Origin of the sequence: Nocardia sp. NPDC057227 (assembly GCF_042669725.1) — a bacterium.
Taxonomy (GTDB): domain Bacteria; phylum Actinomycetota; class Actinomycetes; order Mycobacteriales; family Mycobacteriaceae; genus Nocardia; species Nocardia asteroides_A.
The window spans coordinates 84,978-98,124 of sequence record NZ_JBHUXA010000019.1 but is presented as its reverse complement, the minus strand read 5'-3'; the positions used below and the strand labels follow the sequence as shown (position 1 = coordinate 98,124).

At 73.6% G+C, this 13,147-nt stretch carries 15 protein-coding genes and 1 pseudogene; 5 read left to right on the top strand and 11 right to left on the bottom strand.

Annotation, left to right across the window (positions count from 1 at the left end; genetic code table 11):
• Window positions 1-79 precede the first annotated feature (79 nt).
• The gene (locus tag ACFUJ1_RS24400; protein ID WP_378649134.1) at window positions 80-2,002 is read left to right on the top strand and encodes a nitrate- and nitrite sensing domain-containing protein; all 1,923 of its coding nucleotides are present in this window, start codon (window positions 80-82) and stop codon (window positions 2,000-2,002) included.
• Window positions 2,003-2,093: 91 nt separating this feature from the next.
• The gene (locus ACFUJ1_RS24395; protein ID WP_378649132.1) at window positions 2,094-2,393 is read left to right on the top strand and encodes a hypothetical protein; all 300 of its coding nucleotides are present in this window, start codon (window positions 2,094-2,096) and stop codon (window positions 2,391-2,393) included.
• A gap of 6 nt (window positions 2,394-2,399) precedes the next feature.
• On the opposite strand, the gene ligA is transcribed toward ACFUJ1_RS24395, so the two are convergent.
• Window positions 2,400-4,391, bottom strand: a complete 1,992-nt coding sequence (gene ligA / locus ACFUJ1_RS24390; protein ID WP_378649130.1) for an NAD-dependent DNA ligase LigA — start codon at window positions 4,389-4,391, stop codon at window positions 2,400-2,402.
• A 66-nt stretch (window positions 4,392-4,457) separates the two neighbouring features.
• On the opposite strand from ligA, the gene ACFUJ1_RS24385 reads away from it, so the two are divergent.
• Window positions 4,458-5,585 (top strand): SGNH/GDSL hydrolase family protein, encoded by a 1,128-nt coding sequence (locus tag ACFUJ1_RS24385; RefSeq protein ID WP_378649128.1) that lies wholly within the window; start codon window positions 4,458-4,460, stop codon window positions 5,583-5,585.
• Here the strand turns inward: ACFUJ1_RS24385 and ACFUJ1_RS24380 are convergent, their stop codons facing one another.
• The 5 genes from ACFUJ1_RS24380 to ACFUJ1_RS24360 form a co-directional block, all read right to left on the bottom strand.
• The gene (locus tag ACFUJ1_RS24380) at window positions 5,586-5,903 is read right to left on the bottom strand and encodes a hypothetical protein (protein ID WP_378649126.1); all 318 of its coding nucleotides are present in this window, start codon (window positions 5,901-5,903) and stop codon (window positions 5,586-5,588) included. It lies immediately after the preceding gene.
• The gene (locus tag ACFUJ1_RS24375; RefSeq protein ID WP_378649124.1) at window positions 5,900-6,553 is read right to left on the bottom strand and encodes a helix-turn-helix domain-containing protein; all 654 of its coding nucleotides are present in this window, start codon (window positions 6,551-6,553) and stop codon (window positions 5,900-5,902) included. Before ACFUJ1_RS24375 ends, ACFUJ1_RS24380 begins: the two co-directional genes overlap by 4 nt.
• Window positions 6,554-6,567: 14 nt before the next feature.
• Window positions 6,568-6,933: a DUF4345 family protein gene (locus ACFUJ1_RS24370; protein ID WP_378649122.1), complete on the bottom strand. Its 366-nt coding sequence runs from the start codon at window positions 6,931-6,933 to the stop codon at window positions 6,568-6,570.
• 84 nt (window positions 6,934-7,017) lie between these two features.
• Complete coding sequence (locus ACFUJ1_RS24365; protein WP_378649120.1) at window positions 7,018-7,149, bottom strand: hypothetical protein; 132 nt, start codon at window positions 7,147-7,149, stop codon at window positions 7,018-7,020.
• 32 nt (window positions 7,150-7,181) lie between these two features.
• The gene (locus ACFUJ1_RS24360) at window positions 7,182-8,126 is read right to left on the bottom strand and encodes an SDR family oxidoreductase (RefSeq protein ID WP_378649118.1); all 945 of its coding nucleotides are present in this window, start codon (window positions 8,124-8,126) and stop codon (window positions 7,182-7,184) included.
• Window positions 8,127-8,253: 127 nt separating this feature from the next.
• On the opposite strand from ACFUJ1_RS24360, the gene ACFUJ1_RS24355 reads away from it, so the two are divergent.
• Window positions 8,254-9,093: a helix-turn-helix transcriptional regulator gene (locus tag ACFUJ1_RS24355; protein ID WP_378649116.1), complete on the top strand. Its 840-nt coding sequence runs from the start codon at window positions 8,254-8,256 to the stop codon at window positions 9,091-9,093.
• Between the two features lie 26 nt (window positions 9,094-9,119).
• Here the strand turns inward: ACFUJ1_RS24355 and ACFUJ1_RS24350 are convergent, their stop codons facing one another.
• Window positions 9,120-9,407: a hypothetical protein gene (locus ACFUJ1_RS24350; protein ID WP_378649114.1), complete on the bottom strand. Its 288-nt coding sequence runs from the start codon at window positions 9,405-9,407 to the stop codon at window positions 9,120-9,122.
• A gap of 87 nt (window positions 9,408-9,494) precedes the next feature.
• On the opposite strand from ACFUJ1_RS24350, the gene ACFUJ1_RS24345 reads away from it, so the two are divergent.
• The gene (locus ACFUJ1_RS24345) at window positions 9,495-10,118 is read left to right on the top strand and encodes a TMEM175 family protein (protein ID WP_378649112.1); all 624 of its coding nucleotides are present in this window, start codon (window positions 9,495-9,497) and stop codon (window positions 10,116-10,118) included.
• 27 nt (window positions 10,119-10,145) lie between these two features.
• Here the strand turns inward: ACFUJ1_RS24345 and ACFUJ1_RS24340 are convergent, their stop codons facing one another.
• The 4 genes and pseudogenes from ACFUJ1_RS24340 to ACFUJ1_RS24325 all read right to left on the bottom strand — a co-directional run bounded on the left by ACFUJ1_RS24340 (window position 10,146) and on the right by ACFUJ1_RS24325 (window position 13,129).
• The gene (locus ACFUJ1_RS24340) at window positions 10,146-10,607 is read right to left on the bottom strand and encodes a thioredoxin family protein (protein WP_378649110.1); all 462 of its coding nucleotides are present in this window, start codon (window positions 10,605-10,607) and stop codon (window positions 10,146-10,148) included.
• 39 nt (window positions 10,608-10,646) lie between these two features.
• Entirely contained in the window at window positions 10,647-11,987 is a 1,341-nt protein-coding gene (locus ACFUJ1_RS24335; protein WP_378649108.1) for a dipeptidase, read from the bottom strand.
• A gap of 11 nt (window positions 11,988-11,998) precedes the next feature.
• Window positions 11,999-12,133, bottom strand: a pseudogene (locus ACFUJ1_RS24330) (cytochrome P450); the annotation flags it as partial.
• Between the two features lie 90 nt (window positions 12,134-12,223).
• Window positions 12,224-13,129, bottom strand: a complete 906-nt coding sequence (locus tag ACFUJ1_RS24325) for an SGNH/GDSL hydrolase family protein (RefSeq protein ID WP_378649106.1) — start codon at window positions 13,127-13,129, stop codon at window positions 12,224-12,226.
• Window positions 13,130-13,147: the final 18 nt, after the last annotated feature.

Here is a 13,147-nt window from a genome sequence, read left to right as displayed (position 1 = left end):
CTTTCGCTGGCGAAAATCATTGTGGCAGAACAGAAGAATCACCGTTCCGTAACGCCGAATTCTGGTTAGGCTGCGGTCCGTGAAAATACCGAGACTCGGTGTCCGCGCCCGAGTCCTCGCCGTCGCGCTGGTTCCGAGCGTGGCGGTGCTGCTCGTCGGGAGCGGCACCGTGGCCTCCCTGGTGTCCGAGGCCGATTTCGCCGCCGAGTGGGCGACCCAGATGCAGCAGACGCTGCCGCAGACGGTGCAGGTGATCGGCGCGATCCAGGGCGAACGCCTGGTCACCATGGCGCACCTCGCCGGCGACCGGGCCGCGACCGCCCGGCTGGCCTCGGCGCGCGCCGCGATGGACACCGCCATCCGCAAGGCGTTCGAGGTGCAGGCGGCGATCGACACCATCGACCGGGACGCCACGATGCAGAACGACGCCTTCGACCAGCTCACCGAGGTGCTGGTGACGGTGCGGGCGGGCGCGGACGCGGGCGCGCTCCCGCTGGAGGACGCCTACCGCTTCTACAACGGCATCCTGGACTCCATCCTCGACGGCACCGCCAACGCCAGGAACGCCACCCCGGACGCCGAGGTCGCGGTGCAGATCGCCGACGGCATCCGGCTGCTGCAGGCCGCCGAGAGCATGTCCCGCGGCAACGCACTCGGCTACGCGCTGGACACCGCCGCGACCGCGACCACCGCGAACGCGGCCGAACTCACCAGGCAGGCCGGGTACTACCGCACCGAGCTCGCCGCCTTCACCCGCGATATCGACGAGCGCGACCGGAGCCGGACCGCCGAGCTCATGGCGACCCCGGCCTGGCAGATGCTGGAGGCCACCGAGCGGGCCGTGCTCACCCGCGCCGCGCTGCGCGCCACCGAGGCCGGTGGCGTGCCCGTGCTGCCGGTGACCCCGCAGGAGTGGCAGGTCGCCGCCGCGGACGTGAGCGAGCGCATCCTGAACCTCTGGGTCGAGCAGAGCCACGACACGCAGGCGCTCGCCACCGAGAACGCCGATGCCACCGAGCGCAATTCGCAGCTCGCCGCGGCGGCGATGCTCACCGTCTCGCTGCTCGCGCTCGGCGTCTCGCTGCTGCTCGCGAACCGGATCCTGCGCAGGTTGCGGCGGCTGCGCGCGGAGACCCTGGAGCTGGCCGACCATCGGCTGCCCGAGGTCATGCAGCAGCTCGGCGCCGACCGCACCGTCGACCCGGCGACGGTGGCCCCCCGGCTGGATTTCGGCACCGACGAGATCGGCCAGGTCGCCTCGGCCTTCGAGCGCGCCGCCGCCTCGGCCATGCGGGCGGCGGTGGCCGAGCGCCGCACCCGCGAGGGCGTGCGCACGGTCTTCCTGCACATGGCGCGGCGCAGCCAGGTGGTGGTGCACCGGCAGCTGGAGCTGCTCGACGACGCCGAGCGCACGCAGGAGGACCCGGAGCTGCTCGGCACCCTGTTCAAGCTGGACCACCTCGCCACCAGGGAGCGGCGCAACGCGGAGAACCTGATCGTGCTCGGCGGCGGGCAGGTCGGGCGGCGCTGGCGGCACGCGGTGGCGCTGATCGACCTGGTGCGCTCGGCGGTCGGCGAGACGCTGGACTACTCCCGGGTCCGGGTGGCCCGGCTGCCCGAGCTGCACATCATCGGCGGCGCGGTCGCCGACCTGGTGCACCTGCTCGCCGAGTTGGCCGACAATGCCGTGACCTTCTCCCCGCCGCAATCGCGGGTGGAGATCTCCGGCACCGCGGACAGCCGCGGCGTGCTGCTGGTGATCGAGGACCAGGGCACCGGCATGATGCCCGCCGACATCGTCCGGGTGAACGCCACCCTGGCCGACCCGCCGGACTTCGGCACCGCGGGCGATTCCCGGCTCGGGCTCTTCGTGGTGGCCCGGCTCGCCGCCAGGCACGACATCGAGATCGAGCTGGGCGAATCGGTCTACGGCGGCATCCGCGCCACCGTGCTGATCCCGGCCCGGCTCGCCGTCTCGGAGCCGGTCCCGATGCGGGGCTGACCCGGCGACGGATTTGGCTAACATCCAGCGACCCTCGGCGATAAGGTATGCGCACCCGGATATACGACCTGCTCACCTCCCGGAGGACGCCATGACCGCCGCCACCCATCAGGAGCACACCGACCACGAGCACGCGCACGGCGAAGGCTGCGGCCACGTCGCCGTCCCGCACGGCGACCACATCGACTTCGTGCACGACGGCCACCTGCACCGCGCCCACGACGGGCACTTCGACGAGTGCGAGACCGCCGGGCACCACACCCACGATGGCCACGCCCACGAGCACGGCGCAGGCTGCGGCCACGTCGCGGTGCCGCACGGCGATCACGTGGACTACGTGCACGACGGGTGCAGGCACGCGGCCCACGACGGCCACTACGACGAGCACTGACCTCGGTCAGACCACCTTGGCCGCGATCAGCAGCTCCCAGATCGCGCCCTGATCGACCACCTCGACGCCGAGCTTCTCGGCCTTGGCCAGCTTGCTGTCGCCGACCCCGGCGCCGGTGATGAGCAGGTCGGTGCTCGCCGAGACCGAGGACGCCGCCGTGGCCCCCGCCTTCTCGCAGAGCCGCTGGAAGGTCGGGCGGGCCACCTTCTCCCCCGAGCGCGGGTCGGCGATGGCCCCGGTGATCACCACGGTCTTGCCCGCCAGCGGCGCGCCCGCGGCGACCACCGGCGGCAGATCCTCCTGCCGCACATCCAGATTCACGCCCCGCGCGCGGAGCCGTTCGAGCTCGGGGCGCAGCCGGGTGAGGTGCTCGACCAGCGAGGCGGCCACCTTGGGGCCGATGTCCTCCACCGCGACCAGCCGCTCCTCGCCCGCGTCGGCGACCTCCTCCAGCGACCCGAACCCGGAACGGGCCAGCCGGGCCGCCGTGCCGTCGGAGGCCATCGGAATGGCCAGCCCGATCAGCGCGCGGCGCAACCCGACCTGGCGGCTGCGGTCGATCGACTCGATCATCCGGGTCGCGGAAACCTCACCCACCCGGTCGAATTCGAGCAGCCGCTCCTTCGTGAGCGTGTAGAAATCCGACGGATTCTCCAGAATCCCCGCCTCGGCGAGGCGCTCGATCCACTTCTGCCCGATGGCATCGATATCGGCCGACGCCCGCGAGGCCCAGTGGATCAACCGGCGCACGGTCTGCGCGGGGCAGGCGGCATTGGTGCAGAACAGCTCCCGGCTGTTGCCCTGCTCGAGCACCGGCTGCGCACACGAGGGACAGACGGTCGGAACCTCGATGTCCTTTTCCGCGCCGGTCCGCTTGGAGGCGTCCAATACCCCGGCCACGAAAGGGATCACGTCCCCCGCACGGCGAACGAGCACGGTGTCGCCGACCTTGATGTCGCGGGCCAGGATCACCTCCTGGTTGGCCAGCGTCGCCTTGGTGACCGTGGTCCCGCCGACGAAAACCGGCTCCAGCCACGCCACCGGAACGATCTTGCCGGTCTTGCCGACATCCCAGATCACCTCGTTGAGCAGCGTCGTCTTCTCCTCGGCGGCGAGCTTGAACGCCAGCGCGCCGCGCGGGGAGTTCGACCGCGTCCCGGCGGCGGCGTAGGCGGCGCGATCGGCCAGCCGCAGCACGGCCCCGTCCAAGTCGTAGTCGAGATCGTTGCGGCCCTGCTCGATCGCGGTGATCGCCGCCTGCGCGGCCTCGGCGTCGTCGCACAACCGCATGGCCGCGCCTGCCACACCGATCGCGGCGAGCCCCTCCCCCAGGTCGGAGGCGGCCCCGCCCTCGGAGGTGTCGAGATCGAACCCGAAGAACTGCAGCCTGCGCTCGGCCACCGTGGCCGGATCCTTGGCCCGCAGCGTGCCCGCGGCGGCATTGCGCGGATTGATCAGCGGCTTGTCCGGGTGCGCGGTGTTGTAGGCGAGGAACGTGGAGCGCAGCATGACCGCCTCCCCGCGCACCTCGACCCGCCCCGGCACCTCGACCCGCTCCGGCACCCCGTCCACCAGTGCCCGGACCAGCGGCGTGACATCGTCACCGGTCGTGCCGTCACCGCGGGTGACGGCGCGGAGCAGCGCGCCGTCGGAGTAGACCAGGGCCAGCGAGAGCCCGTCCAGCTTGGGCATCACCGCCACCGGCTGGCCGGGGAAGCGGTCGAAGAAGGCCGCGACCTGCTCGGGCTTGGTCGCCTTCTCCAGCGAGAGCATGGGCCGCGAGTGCCGGACCGGGGCGTGCAGCACGGCGGGCGCACCGACCTGCTCCAGCGGGTTCGGGTCCGGCGCCAGCTCCGGATGCTCGGCGATCAGCGCGCGCAGCTCGTCCTCGACGACGTCGTACTCGGCGTCGGCGACCAGCGGCGAGCCCCGATAGTAGGCATCGCGCATCGCGACGATGCGATCGGCGAGCTCTTGGATTCGTTCCCCGGCTTCCACGCCCCAGAACCTACCCAGCGGCACCGACAAAAGATGCCCCGACCACGCCGGGCAGAATGCGACGGCGTGCGACCCACTCCGATCACCGCCGACCTCGTGCGCGGCGCCGCCGAACTGGAATCGACCCCGCGCGGGCTCCGGCCGCACCGGCTGCCCGGCTGGGCCCGCCGCCAGTTCCCCGACCCCTACCTGGGGCAGATGCAGGCGCAGACCGCCGGGGTGCGGCTGGTCCTCCGGACCGCGGCCACCGCGCTCACGCTCACCACGCACCCGTCCCGGCTCTCCTACCGGGGACTCCCCCGCCCGCGCGGCCGGATCGACGTGGTCGTCGACGGCGCGGTGGTGCTGCGCGACGAGCTGACCGGCGGCGACCACACCGAGCTCGACCCCGCGACCGGGGCCGCGACCCCGCATCCTGGCCCGGCGCACACCACCGCGGTGACCGGGCTGCCCGGCCGGGCGGCAACGGTGGAGATCTGGCTCCCGCACAACGAGTCGGTCGAGCTGGTCGCCCTGCACGCCGACGCGCCGATCACCCCGGACCCCGAGCCCGGCAGGCGCTGGATCCACTACGGCAGCTCGATCAGCCAGGGCTCGAACGCGTCCGGGCCGACCGATGTCTGGACGGCGATCGCCGCGCGGGCGGCCGGGGTGCAGCTGCGCAACCTCGGCTTCGGCGGGAACGCGCTCGTCGACCCGTTCGTCGCCCGCACCGTCCGGGACGCACCCGCCGAGCTGATCAGCGTGAAGCTCGGCATCAACGTGGTGAACGCGGACGCCATGCGGCTGCGCGCCTTCGTCCCCGCCGTGCACGGCTTCCTCGACACCCTCCGGGACGGGCACCCCGCCACCCCGCTGCTGCTGATCTCGCCGCTCTACTGCGGGATCCACGAGCACACGCCCGGCCCGGGCGCCTTCGACCCGGCGAGCATCGCCACCGGGACGCCGCGCTTCATCGCCACCGGCGACCCGGACGACGTCCCGCGCGGCAGGCTCACCCTGACCGTGGTCCGGGAGGCACTGGCCGAGATCGCCGCGCAGCGCGCCGACCCGAACCTGCACCACCTCGACGGCACCGCGCTCTACGGCCCCGCGGACGCCGAGACCCACCCGCTGCCGGACGGGCTGCACCCCGACACCGCCGCGCACCGGATCATCGGCACCCGGTTCGCGGAGTACCTGGGGCGGTTCTGATCAGGAGGGGTGGATCCAGGGGCCGATCGGGGTCGGCGGCAGCGCTCGTACCACGCCCATCAGCGGGCCGCACCAGAAGCTGGACGACATGCAGACGAAGGCGCCCGTCTTGTCGTAGTTCCAGGCGTCGCCGTGCCAGCCCCAGGTGAGGCCGTCCTCCGACGGGCTCATCGGACACTCCTGCGGCGCCTTGCCCGCGCACGGCCCCTCGATGTTCCAGGGACCGACCGGATAGGCCGACGCCGCAGGTGCCAGCAACGCACCGGCACACGCGATACCCGCGCCGGCGACCAGGGTGGCGAGAATGGGACGTTTCATACTGGGCTCCCTCTGAGCGACGATGTGACCGGTTCCGCCAAGTGCGTCGGGGTACCGGTCCGCATCGTTACCTCGCCGACGGTCACGATTCGGCAGTCGGCCGCGAGCAGCGTGGAGGCGGTGAGCCCGAACATCGCATGAAAACTGTCGCTGAAGTGGCTGGGTGAGGCGAAGCCCGCGTCCGCGGCGGCCCGGGTCAGGTCGCCGCCGGCGGCGAGGGCGTGCCCGGCCCGCAGCATCCGGGCCCAGAGCCGGTAGCGGCGGAAGCTGGTGCCGGTCTGCGCGGCGAAGAGGTGCAGGAAGCGCGAGGTCGAGAGCCCGGCCGCGGCCGCGAACCCCGCCGCGCCCGGCGCATCGGCCGGGTCGGCGAGCAGCATCCGCAATACTTCGGCAATCCTGGGGTCGGCGGGCGTTCCCGCGATCCGATAGTCGAAGAACATCCGCCCCGGCCCCGCCTCGATCCGGTGCACCGTGCGGGGCGGGATGCGCGCACCGCGCACGCGGCGCCCGACCCCGGCGACGGTCAGGTGGAAGGGCTCGTCCACCCCGACGGCGTAGCAGGGGACGGCGGTGCTGTGCGCGTCGAGCCGCAGCGAGGGCCCGAGGTAGGCCGCCCGCCCCGGCCACAGCCAGATCGTGGACGCCGTCATCCCGCCATCATCGCCTACGCGACCGCGCACAGGGCGGCACCGGACACCAGCTCGACCAGCAGGTAGAAGTACACCGGGTAGAACGGCACCCCCGGGTCGAGCAGCCGGGAGAGCAGCCGCCCGCCCGCCATCCCGAGCAGCGCGATCCCGGCCGCGAGCACTGCCCCGGTGTGCGCTCCCCCGGCCCCGGTGGCGGCCCACGCCAGCACCCCGGCCAGCGCGATGCCGAAGCCGCCGTAGACGGCGCGCACCTCCGACGCGGCCGCCGGGGTGGTGGCACGCATGCCGAACGGCGCGACGATCCGGTCCGGCGCGGCGAGCGCGGCCAGCCCCATCAGCGCGAAACCCGTTGCCGCCAGGGCCAGTACGGAGATTCTCATAACGCCGGTCCCGGCGGGTGATGTGTCGTCACCCGGCCATCGTCGCGGACGAGCACCGCCGCCGCTTCCGGAAACGTGCTGCGCTCAGCTGCTGCCGAACCAGCCGGGGCCGACGTAGTCGCTCGGGGTCGGCCGGTTCGGCTCGTCCCGCGGCGGCTCCTGCGGCCGGTCGCGCCGCTCGTGCGGACAGCACTTCGCCCTCGCGGAGTGGAGCATCCTCCCCCCCTGCTCCGCACGGCGCCCGAATGTCAGCCCGCCCGGTAGACGGCCCCGGTGAGCTCCGCGGAGAGCCTCCACATGCGCTCCGCGTCCTCGGGATCGCGCAACCGGGAGAACAGCTTCTGCTCGGCGGGCGCGCCGCCGAGGTGCCCCGGCCCGGACGGTCCGTAGAGCCGCCCCGGCTGCGCCTCCGGCGCGGTGGCGGCGTAGAGCGCGGGCAGTCCGGCGGTCTCGGCGGTGCCGACCAGGATGCCGCGCGCGGAGAGCCACCGGATCACCCGCACCTGGGGGGTGTCCCCGGCCCGCCCGACCTCGGGGCGCGCGGCGAGCAGGCTGGTCGGGGCGACGCCGGGGTGCGCCAGGTTGCTGCTGATGCCCCACCCCGCGGCGCGGCTGCGCCGGTCCAGCTCCAGCCCGAAGAGCCCGAGCGCGATCTTGGAGTGGCGGTAGGCGCGCATGCCGTCGTAGGAGCGCTCCCAGTTCGGGTCGGCCCAGTTGATCGCCCCGCCGTTCGCGGCGATGCTGAGCTGCGAGGTCACCCTGGCTTCCCCCGCCCGCAGCAGCGGCAGCAGCTCCGCCACCAGGGCGAAGTGACCCAGGTGGTTGGTGCCGAACTGCAACTCGAAGCCGTCGGCGGTGCGGCGCTGCTCCGGCGGGGTCATCACCCCGGCGTTGTTGACGAGCAGGTGGATCGGGAGGCCCTCGTCCCGCAGGGTCCGGCCGAGCGCCGCGACCGAGGCGAGCGAGGAGAGGTCGAGCTCGCGCAGCGAGACCGCCGCGCCGGGTGCCGCCGCGCGGATCCGCTCCAGCGCCGCCGCTCCCTTGCCCGCGCTGCGCACCGGCAGCACCACCTCGGCGCCGGCCGCGGCCAGCCGGGTCGCGATGCCGAGCCCGATGCCGTCGCTCCCGCCGGTGAGCACGGCGCGCCGTCCGGTGAGCGGCGGAACGGTGATGTCGATGGTTCTGCGTGGCACGGTGTCCTCCAGAGGTCGGTTGCCTCCACCGTCGCCGACCCGCCCGCGCGCATCCAGGGATCACCGATCCGTGGCTCGCGACCCCGCCTGCCAGTAGAAACGAAGCAGAACGAGAGGAGGACCCGAGATGATCGATCGACCGGGTCTCGCGGAGTTCCTGCGCCGCAGGCGGGCTGCGCTGCAACCGGAGGACGTCGGCCTCCCGCGCGGCCCGCGCCGCCGGACCAGCGGGCTGCGCCGCGAGGAGGTCGCGGCGCTCTGTCACATGTCGGCCGACTACTACACGCGGCTGGAGCGCGAGCGCGGCCCGCACCCGTCGGTGCAGATGCTCGCCGCCATGGCGCAGGGGCTGCGGCTCACCCTGGACGAGCGCGACCACCTGTTCCGGCTCGGCGGGCACAACTCCCCCGCCCGCGGCACGAGCGGCGAGCACATCGGCGCGGGCATGCTCCGGATCCTCGACCGGTTGCAGGACACCCCCGCCGAGATCGTCACCGAACTCGGCGAGACGCTGCGCCAGACCCCGCTCGGGGTCGCGCTCACCGGCGACACCGCCGCGCTCACCGGACCGCGGCGCTCCATCGGCTACCGCTGGTTCACCGATCCCGCCGTCCGGGAGCGCTACCACCCGGCCGACCACGCCTTCCTCTCCCGGGTCTACACCTCCGGGCTTCGCGAGGTGCTCACCCGCCGCGGCCCCGGCTCCCGCGCCGAGCACTACGCCGAGCTGCTGCTCGCCGCGAGCCCCGAGTTCCGCGCGCTCTGGGAGGTGCACGAGATCGGCATCCGCCCGGCCCAGGTGAAGCGGCTGGTGCACCCGGAGGTCGGCGCGCTCGAGCTGCACTGCCAGACCCTGCTCGACCCCGAGCACGCGCACCACCTGCTCGTCTTCACCGCGGCGCCCGGCAGCGAGAGCTACGAGAAGCTCCAGCTGCTCGGCGTGATCGGCGCCCAGACGCTCTCCTGAGCGCTACCGGGCGAGCACCGCCACCGCTAGCTGCTGCCGAACCAGCCGGGGCCGAAGTAGTCGCTCGGGGTCGGCCGGTTCGGCTCGTCCCGCGGCGGCTCCTGCGGCCGGTTGCGCCGCTCGTGCGGATAGCACTTCTGCCCGGGCAGCGTCGGACCGTCCCAGACGTGGCAGTCGAAGGGTGCGCCGACCTCCACCCGCCGATCGGGGGCGGCGACCGCGGGCGCGGCGAGGGCAACGAGCGGGATCGCGGCGCAGACGCCTGCGAGCGCGAGACGGGTGAGCAAGGAACGGTTCTCGGTTCGGCCGGGCACGGTGGATCCTTTCACTGCGGAGTGAAGCACCCTCCACCCTGCTCCGTGCGGCGCCCGAAAGCCAGGCCGCCGGGTTAGAGTCCGATCGTGGCGGAACCGGCAGGGCAGCGTCGTACCGAGCGCGGCCTCGAGCGGCTGATCTTCTTCAGCGACGCGGTGGTGGCCATCGCGATCACCCTGATCGTGCTACCGCTGGTGGACAGCGCCCGCGACGTGGGCGAGGGCAGCACCGCGGAGTTCCTCTCCGACAACAGCTACGCGCTGTGGGCGGCGGGCATCAGCTTCGTGGTGATCAGCTCCTTCTGGCGCGACCACCACAGCCTCTACGAACGCGCCACCGGCTACACCCCGATCCTGGTCCGGCTGAACCTGCTGTGGCTGGCGGGGATCGTGTTCCTGCCGGTCGTCACCGTGCTCGACGTCTACTCCCACACCCGCGACCGGCTCACCCTCGGCCTCTACGTCGGGACGATCGTCGTGGTCATGGCGCTGCTGCGCGGCCAGGCGCTGATCCTGCACCGCGCCGGGCTGCTCGCCGATGACGGCGGGCCGACCGCCCCGGCCGCGCGGTGGGCCGCGGTCGGCGCCGGGCTCGCGGCGCTGGCCCTGGTGCTGGTATTCCCGGTCGTCGGGCTGTGGTCGCTGCTCCTGCTACTCCTCGCGATCCCGATCCGCCGCTGGTCGCACCGGCACGGCGGCCGCTCGGTGTGATCGGCGCCCGCACGATCCCCCGCGGGGCTACCCGGCGCGCAGCCCCGGCCAGCCGTACGGGGTCGGGCCCGGGGCGAGCCCGGCCTGCACGACCGTCTCGAACGGTGCCGCGGTGGTCGCGGCCGATCGATTCGGTGCGACCCCCATCTCGCGCCGGACGGCGTCCATGTCCAGCCACATCACCTGCTGCACCACGTCTTCGAGCTGGGCGGCGGTGTGGAAGCCCGCGTTCGCGTAGACCAGCAGCCCCTCCCGGTAGGCGTGCAGCGTCGGCAACCCGGTGACCTGCGCGGCGGCCGCCAGCGCCGACTCGGCCTCGGTGTCGACCGTGGCATGCACGATGTCGCGGTGCAGGTTCGACGATTCCTCGAAGACCGGCGCGAACCGGGTGCACCAGCCGCACCAGGACGCCCAGTAGTCGACCAGGACGATGGCTCCGCCGGACACCGCCCGCTCGAAACTCCGCTGTGTGAAAGCCTGCGTGGGCATACCGGAAATCCTGCCACGGATTCCGGGCGGGGAACGCGCTCAGGCGAAGCCGGTCAGGAAGAGCGCCTCGGCGAGCGCGGTGCGGCGCAGCTCCTCCGGGTCGACGCTCTCGTCGACGGCGTGGATCCGGCACAGCGGCTCCTCGACGCCGAGCAGCGCGATCTCGGCGCGCGGCACCACCTCGGCCAGCACCGTGCAGAGCGGGATCGAGCCGCCCTGCCCGGAGTGCACCACCTCGGCGCCGTAGGCGGTGCGCAGCGCCGCGGTGAGCGCGCGGTAGCCGGGGCCGTCGGTGGCGGCGGCGAAGGGCGCGCCGATCGCCTGCGCCTCGACCGCCACCTCGACCTGCCAGGGGATGTGCGCACGCAGGTGGGCGGCGAGCGCGTCGTAGGTGGCGCGCGGGTCGAGCCCGGGCGGGACCCGCAGGTTCAGCAGCGCGGCCGCCTCCGGGATCACCGCGGCCACGGCGTCGGCGGTGCCGGGGGCGTCGATGCCGATGACGGTCACCGCCGGACGCGCCCACACCATGTCGGCGGGGGTGCCGGTGCCGAGCAGCTCGGTGCCCGGCAGCGCGGTGGAGTCGGCGCGGAAGACCTCCGGCGGGTAGGGCGCGCCGGTCCAGCGCTGGCCGCCGGGGACGCCGTCGATGGTGGTGTCGCCCGCGGCGTCGCGCAGCGAGGCCAGCCCGTGCAGCAGCGCGGCCATGGCATCCGGCGCCGCGCCGCCGAACTGCCCGGAGTGCACCGCCGAGCCGAGCGCCCGCACGGTGACCTTCGCGTTCACCACGCCGCGCAGGCTGGTGGTGAGCGTCGGGGTGCCGACGGCGACGTTGCCGGTGTCGCCGATGACGATCACGTCGGCGTCGAAGAGCTCGGGGCGCTGCCTGGCGAGGTCGTCCAGCCCGGCGCCGCCCGCCTCCTCCGACCCCTCGACCACGATCCGCACCGCGCAGCCGGTGGCTCCGGCGGCGCGCAGCGCGGTCAGGTGCGCGACCAGGTTGCCCTTGCAGTCCGCCGCGCCGCGGCCGTACCAGCGGCCTGCCCGCTCGGTGAGCTCGAACGGCGGCGAACTCCAGCGCTCGACCGGCCCGGCGGGCTGCACGTCGTGGTGGCTGTACAGCAGCACCGTGCGCGCGTCGGGGGTGGCGCCGGGGCGGTACCCGACCACCGCCGGGCTGCCGTCCGAGGTCTCGATCACCTCGACCTCGAAGCCGAGCTCGGCGCAGGCCTTCGCGCTCCACTCGGCCGCGGCCCGGCACGCCGCCCCGCTGCCCGGCTCGAGGTGCACCGAGCGGTGCGCCACGAGTTCGGCCAGATCGGCACGGGCCCGCGTCATCAGTGCGGCGACGCGGGCGCTCAGCTGGGTATCCACGGCCTCCACCGTAGGCGCTGCTACAGCACGGGCAGCGGATGCGAGGGCGGGAAGACCACCGGCAGCGCGGCCAGCGCGCGGTGGAACGGGCCGGGCCGCCAGACCAGCTCGCCCGGCGGCACGGCCAGCTCCACCTCGGGCAGCGTGTCGAGGAGGCCGATGCCGTGCCCCGCCCGCTGCCCCTGTTGCCGATCGGTCGCCTCCGCCGACATCGAATCGTAAAAGATCTTCGGCGGAGCGCGAAATCAGCGCCCGTAGCGCTCGTGCAGCGCGGCGGCGAGCACCGCGTCGCCGTGCGCCGACGGGTGGAACGGGAGTCCGACCGGGTCGGCCCGCGGGTCCAGCACGCCGTTCAGCCACGGCGCGGCCGAGCACAGCCCGTGCCCGGCGGTGAGTGCCCTGGTGTCGAGGAAGTCGATGCCGAGCTGTGCGGCCGCCGCCCGCTGCGCGGCGTCGATCCGGTCCAGGTACTCGATCAGCCCGCCGCCGCGCGGCTGGACGAAGGCGCCCGCGCCCAGGATGTTCAGGCACACCGAGTCCTGGCCGGACGGAAAGAGCTCCGGGTACCCGACCAGCACGATCCGCGCGTTCGGCGCGTAGTAGCGCAGGTACCGCACCACGTCGCCGATTCGGGCCGCGTAGGCCGGGCCGGTGACCGCGCGGAAGTCGGTGATCCGGCCCGCGGCCGCGGCATCCCGGTCGCAGCCGTCGGCCAGGTTGAACACGCACGGGATGAGCGAGGTCCAGAGCGTGGCCCGGTGCTCGACGCCCCAGTCGTCGTTGAGCCCGAACTGGATCGCCACCATGCGGGTGCGCGGGCCGAAGCCGCCCGCCCGGTCGGCGTCGAGCGTTTCGCGCACCAGCGAGTAGCCGCGGTCCGATTCGATGGCCGCGCCGGAGCAGGAGCGGTCGACGAAGTCCGGGGTGTTCGCCGTGCCCGTCAGGCGGCTCAGCTGATTGGGCCAGGAGGTCTCGCCGCGCAGGCACTCCTTCGCGTCGGCCTCCCAGCGGAACCCATTCGCGGCGAAGGAGTCACCCAGCACGACCAGCGCACTGCCGTCCCCATCCGCCCCGGCCGCAGGCGCCGAGGGGACGAGCGCGGCGACGGCCAGCGCCAGCGCTCCCGCCCAGCGCGCCGCTCTCCCGATCACGCTCGGTACCCGGCTCGC

Excerpts from the sequence above, each read along its gene's own strand:
- ACFUJ1_RS24395 (WP_378649132.1), top strand. The coding sequence starts at position 2,094 with ATGACCGCCGCCACCCATCAGGAGCACACCGACCACGAGCACGCGCAC.
- ACFUJ1_RS24380 (WP_378649126.1), bottom strand. The coding sequence starts at position 5,903 with ATGAAACGTCCCATTCTCGCCACCCTGGTCGCCGGCGCGGGTATCGCG.
- ACFUJ1_RS24375 (WP_378649124.1), bottom strand. The coding sequence starts at position 6,553 with ATGACGGCGTCCACGATCTGGCTGTGGCCGGGGCGGGCGGCCTACCTC.
- ACFUJ1_RS24370 (WP_378649122.1), bottom strand. The coding sequence starts at position 6,933 with ATGAGAATCTCCGTACTGGCCCTGGCGGCAACGGGTTTCGCGCTGATG.
- ACFUJ1_RS24365 (WP_378649120.1), bottom strand. The coding sequence starts at position 7,149 with ATGCTCCACTCCGCGAGGGCGAAGTGCTGTCCGCACGAGCGGCGCGAC.
- ACFUJ1_RS24355 (WP_378649116.1), top strand. The coding sequence starts at position 8,254 with ATGATCGATCGACCGGGTCTCGCGGAGTTCCTGCGCCGCAGGCGGGCT.
- ACFUJ1_RS24340 (WP_378649110.1), bottom strand. The coding sequence starts at position 10,607 with ATGCCCACGCAGGCTTTCACACAGCGGAGTTTCGAGCGGGCGGTGTCC.